This window comes from Psychrobacter sp. Cmf 22.2 (genome assembly GCF_001921745.1).
GTDB lineage: Bacteria > Pseudomonadota > Gammaproteobacteria > Pseudomonadales > Moraxellaceae > Psychrobacter.
Genome location: NZ_MRYA01000042.1, coordinates 1 through 264 on the forward strand (window position 1 = coordinate 1; position 264 = coordinate 264).

Here is a 264-nt window from a genome sequence, read left to right on the forward strand (position 1 = left end):
ACGGGCTAGACGCACCATATCAGGTTGCACGAAATTGGCAACCTCAACAGCCTTAGCAGACGAGCCAAAATTATTGATACATAACTGGCAATTTACTTGATTAAGGGCGGTAAACTGAGATTTAGAGACGGTTAAATGGTCAGCAATATCGTTTTCATTAAACTGTAAGGTTAATGCACCCGCTTTACCGCCCACCGCATTAATTAATTGACTGGCCACACTTGGCAGCTTTTTATCTATCAAAGAGGCGTTGGTCAGTTGTAC

1 pseudogene is annotated in these 264 nt (G+C 42.8%); it reads right to left on the minus strand.

Features of this window, described 5'->3' with window-relative positions:
* Nucleotides 1–264 (minus strand): annotated as a pseudogene (locus BTV98_RS13240) (EAL domain-containing protein); the annotation flags it as partial.